Consider the following 1,206-nt stretch of genomic DNA (forward strand, 5'->3'; position numbering starts at 1 on the left):
CGCTGGTTGTCAGGATGTTCGTGAGACACCTGGCAATCAGCGCGGGGATCGGAGCACACCAATGATCGACATCCCTGTTGGGCGGACCCGCACCGGCAAACGCGCGTTCTCCATCGCCTACAAGATCGAGTTCCTACGGCAGTGGGACCAATGCATCGAAGTCGGTGCCAAGACCCGCCTACTGCGCGAGACCAACCTCGACTACGCCACCATCGCACGTTGGATCCACGCCCGGGATTCGGGAGACTTGGAAGCGTCGATGGTGACCGCAGCAGACAAGTCGAGGGACCGAGTGGACAGTCGAGACCGTGCGGAGCTGGCCAAACTCCGCAAAGAGAACGAACGCCTCCGCGAGAAGGTCGCCCAGGGCGACGCCGCCGTGGAAATCCTGGGAAAAGCATTCGAGCTCTTGCAAGGGATCACCAAGAGCTCGACCGACGAGGACCCGCAGATCCCGCCGTCGTTGATGAGTGCCCGCGAGTACGCGCAATGGCTCGAACGCCGAGGACTGTCCTGACCGACACCGTCACCGCGTTGGCCGCAGCCGGCGTGCCGATCGTGCGTGGCTGCGCATTGCTGGGGATCCCCCGGGCCCGCTACTACCGGGAGGTGCGCGGGTATCGGCACTATCGGCCGGTGTCCGATCCGATCCGGCAGCGGGACCGGCACCAGCCGGCCGCGTTGTCACCGGCCGAGAAGGACACCATCGTCGAGGTGATCCTCGCCGAGGGGAACACCCATCTGTCTGTGTGCCAACTGTATTGGCGGTCCTTCGATGAAGGGCTGGTGGAGTGTTCCCAGTCGAGTTTCTATCGAGTGGCGCACTCGCAGAACCTGGTCGGGGACCGACGCCGCAGCCGCAGCGGCGGCCCGGGATCGGGGATCAGCCGCCGCAAACCGGTCGTTCCGGCTCCGGCGGTGGGCACATTGTGGTCGTGGGACATCACTGTGCTCAAGGGGCCACGCACCCAGGACCGGTATCTGCTGTATCTGGTGATCGATGTGTATTCGCGGTTCCCGGTGGCCTGGCGCATCGAGTACGCCGAGACCGCCGCTGCGGCGGTGGAAATGTTCACCGAAGCGTTCACCGCGTTCGGGGCACCGACGGTGCTGCACGCCGACAACGGGGCCTCGATGCGCTCGACCGCACTGCTCGATGCGCTCGACGAGCAGCAGGTCCTGCCCTCGTACTCACGGCCGCGGGTC

At 65.3% G+C, this 1,206-nt stretch carries 2 protein-coding genes; both read left to right on the top strand.

Annotated elements, in window-relative coordinates:
- On the top strand, nucleotides 1-517 hold a 517-nt coding region (locus QR64_RS00455; RefSeq protein ID WP_318025484.1), incomplete at its 5' end, for a hypothetical protein.
- The coding region (locus QR64_RS00460; RefSeq protein ID WP_039583528.1) for a DDE-type integrase/transposase/recombinase at nucleotides 490-1,206 on the top strand (717 nt) is incomplete at its 3' end. The genes QR64_RS00455 and QR64_RS00460, both read left to right, overlap by 28 nt.

It is taken from the genome of Rhodococcus sp. Chr-9, assembly GCF_000801125.1.
GTDB lineage: Bacteria > Actinomycetota > Actinomycetes > Mycobacteriales > Mycobacteriaceae > Rhodococcus > Rhodococcus pyridinivorans.